Consider the following 7,432-nt stretch of genomic DNA (forward strand, 5'->3'; position numbering starts at 1 on the left):
GTGTTCGCGGGCACGCCCGCTCCCACAGACTGATTGCCATTAAGCGGGCCTGTCGCTACAGTGACGGCCCGTTTTTTGTTGCCTCGCTAACGAATCATGACTCCCTTAGAACGCTATCAAGCAGATCTGAAACGTCCCGACTTCTTCCATGACGCGGCGCAGGAAACTGCGGTGCGTCACCTCCAGCGCCTGTACGACGACCTGGTGCACGCGCAGAACAACAAGCCGGGCGTGTTCGGCAAGCTGTTCGGCAAGAAGGAGCAGACCCCGGTCAAGGGCCTGTACTTCTGGGGTGGGGTGGGGCGAGGCAAGACCTACCTGGTTGATACCTTCTACGAAGCGCTGCCGTTCAAGCAGAAGATGCGTACGCACTTCCACCGCTTCATGAAGCGTGTGCACGAGGAGATGAAAACCCTCAAGGGCGAGAAGAACCCGCTGACCCTCATTGCCAAGCGCTTCAGCGAAGAAGCCAAGGTGATCTGCTTCGACGAATTCTTCGTGTCGGACATTACCGACGCCATGATCCTCGGCACCTTGATGGAAGAGCTGTTCAAGAATGGCGTGTCGCTGGTGGCCACCTCCAACATCGTGCCGGACGGCCTCTACAAGGACGGCCTGCAGCGTGCACGCTTCCTGCCGGCTATCGCCATGATCAAGCAGTACACCGACGTGGTGAACGTCGATAGCGGGGTCGACTACCGTCTGCGTCACCTGGAGCAGGCTGAACTGTTCCACTTCCCACTCGATGACGCGGCGCACCAGAGCATGCGCGCCAGCTTCAAGGCGCTCACCCCTGAGTGCACCCAGGCGATCGAAAACGACGTGCTGATGATCGAGAACCGCCCGATCAATGCCCTGCGTACTTGCGACGACGTCGCCTGGTTTGACTTCCGCGCCCTGTGCGACGGGCCGCGCAGCCAGAACGACTACATTGAGCTGGGCAAGATCTTCCACGCCGTATTGCTGAGCAACGTGGAGCAGATGGGCGTCACCACCGACGACATCGCCCGTCGTTTCATCAACATGGTGGACGAGTTCTACGATCGCAACGTCAAGCTGATCATCTCGGCCGAGGTGGAGTTGAAGGACCTGTATACCGGTGGGCGTCTGAGCTTCGAGTTCCAGCGTACCCTGAGCCGGTTGCTGGAGATGCAATCGCACGAATTCCTGGCGCGCGCACACAAGCCCTGACGGCAGCGGCAAGCGTCAGGCGACAAGGAAAGTTCAGGGCAATGCGCGATCCGCTCTGGTTTTTCCTTGTCGCTTCAAGCTCGAAACCTGCCGCTCTGGAAGCCTTTCAGGCTTCCTGCATGAACTGCTGCCGATACTGGTTCGGCGACAACTCGGTGTGTTGGCGGAACAGCCGCGCAAAGAAACTGGCATCGTCATACCCCACCTCGTAACTGATGGTCTTGATGCTCTTGCGCGTACTCGACAACAACCCCTTGGCTGTCTCGATGCGTAACCGTTGCAGGTAATGCAGCGGCTTGTCACCCGTTGCGCCCTGGAAGCGACGCATGAAGTTGCGGATGCTCATGCCGTGGTTGCGGGCCACATCCTCGAAGCGGAACTTGTCGGCGAAGTGTTCCTCCAGCCAGTGCTGGATCTGCAGGATGATCAGGTCCTGGTGCAGTTTCTGCCCGCCAAAGCCCATGCGCCCCGGGGTGTAGTTGCGTTGCACTTCGTAGAGGATATCGCGGGACACTGCACGGGCCACGTTGGCACCGCAGAAGCGTTCGATCAGGTAGATGTACAGGTCGCAGGCCGAGGTTGCACCGCCGGCGCAATAGATATTGTCGGCATCGGTCAGGTGCTTGTCCTGGTTCAGGCGAATCTTCGGGAAGCGTTCGGCAAAGCTGTTGAAGAAGCGCCAGTAGGTGGTCGCTTCCTTGCCATCGAGCAGGCCGGATTCGGCCAGCCAGAACACACCACTGGCCTCGGCGCACAGCACCGCGCCACGCGCGTGCTGTTCACGCAGCCACGGCAGCACCTGTGGGTAACGCTGCAGCAAGTTGTCGAAATCATCCCAGTAGGCCGGGAGGATGATCACATCGGCGTCGTCCAGGCCGCCGTCAACCGGTAACTGCACATTGCTGAAGCTGTCCACGGGCTGGCTGTCGGGGCTCACCAGGCGGATGTCGAACATGGGCTGCAAGCCCAGGCCCAGCTGCTTGCTATAGCGCAGGCTGGCGAGGTGGAAGAAGTCCTTGGCCTGCATCAAGGTCGAAGCGAACACCTTGTCAATGGCCAGGATGCTGACGCGCCGCAGCGACGCTGAGGGTTGGGTAAACATCATTGTCATTGTTCTTATAGGGTAGAGTGGTCAATCACCGGCTGGATCGTCTTATTTTTTGGCGATTGTGTCTACCCCATGTAACAGCGGCGCGAAGCGGGGCGCAGTGTTTGGCTCAAGGCGCCGGGTTGGGCTGCTCCTGATGAATGGCTTCGATCGCTGTCAGCAGATCGGCGCTCAGGTTCAGTTCAAGGCTGGCCAGGTTGCTGTCCAGCTGCTGCAGGCTGGTGGCACCTATGATGTTGCTGGTCACGAACGGCTGTCGGGTGACGAACGCCAGGGCCATTTGCGCCGGGTCCAGGCCGTGCTCGCGGGCCAGCTGCACGTAGCGGCTGCAGGCCGCCACGGTCTGTGGGTTGGAGTAACGGGCAAAGCGGCTGAACAGGGTCAGGCGTGCATTGTCCGGCCGTGCGCCGTTCTCGTACTTGCCCGAGAGCATGCCGAAGGCAAGCGGCGAATAGGCCAGCAGGCCACACTGCTCGCGTATGGCCACTTCTGCCAGGCCCACCTCGAAGCTGCGGTTGAGCAGGTTGTACGGGTTCTGGATCGATACCGCCCGCGGCCAGCCACGGCTCTCGGCCAGTTGCAGGAACTTCATGGTGCCCCACGGCGTTTCGTTGGACAGGCCGATGTGGCGGATCTTGCCCGCACGCACCTGCTCGTCGAGCACTTCGAGGGTTTCTTCCAGTGGGGTGAAGTGATCCTGCGGCAGGTGCTGGTAGCCCAGCTTGCCGAAGAAGTTGGTGCTGCGCTCTGGCCAGTGCAACTGGTACAGGTCGATGCGGTCGGTCTGCAGGCGCTTGAGGCTTTCGTCCAGCGCCGCGACGATGTGCTGACGGTTGTGCTTGAGCTGCCCGTCACGGATATGGCTGATGCCGTTCCCCGGGCCTGCAACCTTGCTGGCCAGGATCCACGCGTCGCGGTCGCCATGGTCACGGAACCAGTTGCCGATGATGCGCTCGGTGGCCGCGTAGGTCTCCGGGCGGGGAGGGACCGGGTACATCTCGGCGGTGTCGATGAAGTTGACCCCGGCGGCCTTGGCCCGAGCAATTTGCTCGTAGGCCTCGGCCTGGATGTTCTGCTCGCCCCAGGTCATGGTGCCCAGGCACAGGGCGCTGACGTTGAGGTCGGTACGGCCGAGCTGGCGGTATTCCATCGGTTAGTCACTCCTTGGCAATAGAAGCCAATCAAAGCAGGTTGAAATTTTTCGCGCAATCTGGATAATTCAGCCCCTCTCCGCGTGGCGGAAGTGATGCACCATCACGCAGGAAGAACCCCGTCGAACATTGGCGTGCCCGACCCGAGCCCCCAAAAGCGTCTGTGTTCGGCTGCGCGCTTGCCCTTGGCAAGCTGTGCACTATCCAGTAAGATTCGCCGTCTATTTTTCGCTGGGCGGCCTCTGAGGCTTTAGAGAATGAAAACTTTTACTGCTAAACCGGAAACAGTAAAGCGCGAGTGGTTCGTAGTCGACGCCGCTGGCCAGACCCTGGGTCGTCTGGCTACCGAAATCGCTACCCGTCTGCGTGGCAAACACAAACCAGAATACACCCCTCACGTTGACACCGGCGACTACATCGTCGTTATCAACGCCGAGCAGGTTCGTGTGACTGGTGCCAAGTCTTCCGACAAAATGTACTACTCCCACTCCGGTTTCCCAGGCGGTATCAAGGAAATCAACTTCGAGAAGTTGATCGCCAAGGCCCCTGAGCGTGTTATCGAAACTGCGGTCAAAGGCATGCTGCCTAAGAACCCGCTGGGTCGCGACATGTACCGCAAGCTGAAAGTGTACGCGGGTGCTGCTCACCCACACACTGCTCAGCAGCCTCAAGAACTGAAGATCTAACGGGATAGTTCATTATGTCGGCGACTCAAAATTACGGCACTGGCCGTCGCAAGACCGCAACCGCTCGCGTATTCCTGCGTCCGGGTACTGGTAACATTTCCATCAACAACCGTTCTCTGGACGTGTTCTTCGGTCGCGAAACCGCTCGCATGGTTGTTCGCCAGCCGCTCGAGCTGACTGAATCCGTTGAGAAATTCGACATCTACGTCACCGTTTCCGGTGGTGGTGTCAGCGGTCAGGCCGGTGCGATCCGTCACGGTATCACCCGCGCTCTGATGGAATACGACGAAACCCTGCGTGGCGCTCTGCGTCGTGCTGGCTACGTCACCCGCGACGCTCGTGAAGTTGAGCGTAAGAAAGTGGGTCTGCGTAAAGCGCGTAAGCGTCCTCAGTACTCCAAGCGTTAATACCGCTTCGGCAGTCGAAAAAAGCCCGGTTCCTTGGAACCGGGCTTTTTTTTTAGCCTTGAACTAACCTGTCAGCAGTCAGTGGCCGCTTGTCGCATAGACGTAGATCAAGCAAAGCGTGGGTTGTCGCCCTTGCCGGGGTAATCACCTTGTCAGTGTGTGGATTTGTTTCTTACCATGGCGGCCAATTTTTAGTGCCATTGACACAACCTAAGTACAGGCCAGGTCCAACTGGCCAAGCAAGCTGATGGGAGAGGACTGAATGAGCAATGACGGCGTCAACGCAGGCCGGCGCCGCTTCCTCGTAGCCGCGACATCCGTGGTCGGGGCGGCGGGGGCAGTGGGGGCTGCGGTACCGTTCGTGGGGTCATGGTTTCCCAGTGCCAAGGCGAAAGCCGCGGGTGCACCGGTGAAGGTCAACATCGCCAAGGTCGAGGCGGGGCAGCAGATGGTGGCCGAGTGGCGTGGCCAGCCCGTATTCATCGTGCGGCGAACGGAGGAAATCCTTGGCAATCTGAAAAAAATCACGGGTGACCTGTCCGACCCCGAGTCCAAGGCCTCGGTACAGCCAGCGTACGTCGACCCTGAGGTTCGCTCGATCAAGCCGGAAATTCTTATTCTCGTCGGCCTGTGCACGCACCTGGGCTGCTCGCCCACCTTCCGACCAGAGGTGGCGCCCGCCGACCTTGGGCCGAAGTGGGTAGGTGGTTACTTCTGCCCATGCCACGGCTCTCACTATGACCTGGCTGGCCGTGTCTACAAGTCCCAGCCAGCGCCTCTCAACCTGCCCGTGCCACCGCACTCTTATGAGTCGGACGAGATCATCGTCATTGGCGTCGACCAGGAGAACGCATGATGAGCAAGTTCATGGACTGGATTGATGCTCGCTTCCCCGCCACCAAGATGTGGGAAGACCACCTCAGCAAGTATTACGCACCCAAGAACTTCAACTTCCTGTACTTCTTCGGCTCCCTGGCATTGCTGGTGCTGGTCAACCAGATCGTGACCGGCGTGTGGCTGACCATGAGCTTCACGCCCTCGGCGGAAGAGGCGTTCGCCTCGGTCGAGTACATCATGCGCGACGTGGAATACGGCTGGATTCTGCGCTACCTGCACTCCACGGGGGCGTCAGCGTTCTTCATCGTGGTCTACCTGCACATGTTCCGCGGCCTGCTCTATGGCTCCTACCAGAAGCCACGCGAGCTGGTCTGGCTGTTCGGCATGCTGATCTATCTGGCGCTGATGGCTGAAGCGTTCATGGGCTACCTGCTGCCATGGGGGCAGATGTCGTACTGGGGCGCCCAGGTGATCATCTCGCTGTTCGGTGCCATCCCGGTGATCGGTGATGACCTTACCCAGTGGATCCGTGGTGACTACCTGATCTCGGGCATCACCCTGAACCGCTTCTTCGCCCTGCATGTGGTTGCCCTGCCAATCGTGATTCTTGGCCTGGTGGTACTGCACATCCTCGCCTTGCACGAAGTGGGTTCGAACAACCCTGATGGCGTCGACATCAAGAAGAAAAAGGACGAAAACGGTATTCCGCTGGATGGTATTCCGTTCCACCCGTACTACACCGTCAAAGACATTGTCGGCGTGGTGGTGTTCCTGTTCGTGTTCTGCGCTGTGGTGTTCTTCTTCCCTGAAATGGGCGGTTACTTCCTCGAGAAACCTAACTTCGAGCAGGCCAACGCCTTCAAGACCCCAGAGCACATCGCGCCGGTGTGGTACTTCACACCGTTCTACGCAATCCTGCGTGCGGTGCCTGACAAGCTGATGGGCGTCATTGCCATGGGGGCGGCCATCGCCGTGCTGTTCGTACTGCCCTGGCTCGACCGCAGCCCAGTGCGTTCCATGCGTTACAAGGGCTGGATCAGCAAGGTCTTCCTGCTGGTGTTCTGCGTGGCCTTCGTCATCCTCGGCGTGCTGGGCGTACTGGCACCGACACCTGGGCGTACCTTGTTGTCGCAGGTATGCACGGTGCTGTACTTCGCCTACTTCCTGCTGATGCCGTTCTACACAAGGCTTGAGAAGACCAAACCGGTTCCGGAAAGGGTGACTGGCTGATGAAAAAGTTGATTGCAGTATTTTTGCTGGCAGTGATGCCTGCCTTTTCCTTCGCTGCCGAAACTGGCCTGGAGCTGGACAAGGTCGATATCGACCTGACTGACAAGGCCGCTATGCAGGATGGTGCGCGTACCTTCGCCAACTATTGCATGGGGTGTCACAGTGCCAAGTTCCAGCGTTACGAGCGTGTGGCTGATGACCTGGGTATCCCGCATGAGTTGATGCTCGAGAAGCTGGTGTTCACGGGCGCCAAGATTGGTGACCACATGCAGATCGGCATGAAGCCCAGCGACGCCAAGACCTGGTTTGGTGCCGCGCCGCCCGACCTGACCCTGGTTGCCCGCGTGCGCGGTACCGATTGGCTTTACACCTACCTGCGCAGCTTCTATGAGGACCCATCGCGCCCTTACGGGGTGAACAACAAGGTGTTCCCGAACGTCGGCATGCCTAACGTGCTGGTGGGTCTGCAAGGTAACCAGGTGGTGGGTTGCAAGCAGGTGCAGACGGTGGTCGAGGGCAAGAAGCAATTCGACCCGTTGACCGGCAGCCCGTTGACCCATGAAGCTTGCGATCAGCTGACCATTACGCCGAATTCCGGTACCCTGACGACCGAGCAGTTCGACGAGAAGGTCAAGAACCTTGTGACCTTCCTGGCCTATTCGGCCAACCCAGTCAAACTGGAAAGCCAGCGCATCGGCACCTATGTGTTGCTGTACCTGGCTTTCTTCTTCGTATTCGCCTACTTGCTCAAGCGTGAATACTGGAAGGACGTGCACTGATCACGCAGTAGTTTCTGGTTGTTGAACGCGCCCGGGGTGGCCT

8 protein-coding genes are annotated in these 7,432 nt (G+C 59.2%); 6 read left to right on the top strand and 2 right to left on the bottom strand.

Features of this window, described 5'->3' with window-relative positions:
- The first annotated feature begins 96 nt into the window (after window positions 1-96).
- Window positions 97-1,191 (top strand): cell division protein ZapE, encoded by a 1,095-nt coding sequence (zapE, locus tag ACTJJN_RS12755; protein WP_003251813.1) that lies wholly within the window; start codon window positions 97-99, stop codon window positions 1,189-1,191.
- A 106-nt stretch (window positions 1,192-1,297) separates the two neighbouring features.
- Here the strand turns inward: zapE and ACTJJN_RS12760 are convergent, their stop codons facing one another.
- Both ACTJJN_RS12760 and ACTJJN_RS12765 read right to left on the bottom strand, forming a co-directional pair.
- Window positions 1,298-2,218: a GlxA family transcriptional regulator gene (locus tag ACTJJN_RS12760; protein ID WP_173881439.1), complete on the bottom strand. Its 921-nt coding sequence runs from the start codon at window positions 2,216-2,218 to the stop codon at window positions 1,298-1,300.
- A 190-nt stretch (window positions 2,219-2,408) separates the two neighbouring features.
- Window positions 2,409-3,449, bottom strand: a complete 1,041-nt coding sequence (locus ACTJJN_RS12765) for an NADP(H)-dependent aldo-keto reductase (RefSeq protein ID WP_003251817.1) — start codon at window positions 3,447-3,449, stop codon at window positions 2,409-2,411.
- Between the two features lie 258 nt (window positions 3,450-3,707).
- On the opposite strand from ACTJJN_RS12765, the gene rplM reads away from it, so the two are divergent.
- The 5 genes from rplM (at window position 3,708) to ACTJJN_RS12790 (ending at window position 7,389) form a co-directional block, all read left to right on the top strand.
- Complete coding sequence (gene rplM / locus ACTJJN_RS12770; RefSeq protein ID WP_003251819.1) at window positions 3,708-4,136, top strand: 50S ribosomal protein L13; 429 nt, start codon at window positions 3,708-3,710, stop codon at window positions 4,134-4,136.
- 14 nt (window positions 4,137-4,150) lie between these two features.
- Window positions 4,151-4,543 carry a 30S ribosomal protein S9 gene (rpsI, locus tag ACTJJN_RS12775; RefSeq protein ID WP_003251821.1) on the top strand — a complete coding sequence of 131 codons (393 nt, stop codon included), beginning with the start codon at window positions 4,151-4,153 and terminating at the stop codon, window positions 4,541-4,543.
- Between the two features lie 262 nt (window positions 4,544-4,805).
- Entirely contained in the window at window positions 4,806-5,399 is a 594-nt protein-coding gene (gene petA, locus ACTJJN_RS12780) for a ubiquinol-cytochrome c reductase iron-sulfur subunit (RefSeq protein WP_003251823.1), read from the top strand.
- Complete coding sequence (locus ACTJJN_RS12785) at window positions 5,399-6,610, top strand: cytochrome b (protein ID WP_003251825.1); 1,212 nt, start codon at window positions 5,399-5,401, stop codon at window positions 6,608-6,610. The genes petA and ACTJJN_RS12785 overlap by 1 nt, the downstream gene beginning before the upstream one ends.
- Entirely contained in the window at window positions 6,610-7,389 is a 780-nt protein-coding gene (locus tag ACTJJN_RS12790; protein ID WP_003251826.1) for a cytochrome c1, read from the top strand. Before ACTJJN_RS12785 ends, ACTJJN_RS12790 begins: the two co-directional genes overlap by 1 nt.
- Window positions 7,390-7,432 lie beyond the last annotated feature (43 nt).

Source organism: Pseudomonas sp. 22515 (assembly GCF_052044625.1).
Taxonomy (GTDB): domain Bacteria; phylum Pseudomonadota; class Gammaproteobacteria; order Pseudomonadales; family Pseudomonadaceae; genus Aquipseudomonas; species Aquipseudomonas alloputida.

What these genes read in the sequence shown, in the direction of transcription:
- zapE (WP_003251813.1), top strand. Translation starts at nt 97, where the DNA reads ATGACTCCCTTAGAACGCTATCAAGCAGATCTGAAACGTCCCGACTTC.
- ACTJJN_RS12790 (WP_003251826.1), top strand. Translation starts at nt 6,610, where the DNA reads ATGAAAAAGTTGATTGCAGTATTTTTGCTGGCAGTGATGCCTGCCTTT.
- rplM (WP_003251819.1), top strand. Translation starts at nt 3,708, where the DNA reads ATGAAAACTTTTACTGCTAAACCGGAAACAGTAAAGCGCGAGTGGTTC.
- petA (WP_003251823.1), top strand. Translation starts at nt 4,806, where the DNA reads ATGAGCAATGACGGCGTCAACGCAGGCCGGCGCCGCTTCCTCGTAGCC.
- rpsI (WP_003251821.1), top strand. Translation starts at nt 4,151, where the DNA reads ATGTCGGCGACTCAAAATTACGGCACTGGCCGTCGCAAGACCGCAACC.
- ACTJJN_RS12785 (WP_003251825.1), top strand. Translation starts at nt 5,399, where the DNA reads ATGAGCAAGTTCATGGACTGGATTGATGCTCGCTTCCCCGCCACCAAG.
- ACTJJN_RS12765 (WP_003251817.1), bottom strand. Translation starts at nt 3,449, where the DNA reads ATGGAATACCGCCAGCTCGGCCGTACCGACCTCAACGTCAGCGCCCTG.
- ACTJJN_RS12760 (WP_173881439.1), bottom strand. Translation starts at nt 2,218, where the DNA reads ATGCAGGCCAAGGACTTCTTCCACCTCGCCAGCCTGCGCTATAGCAAG.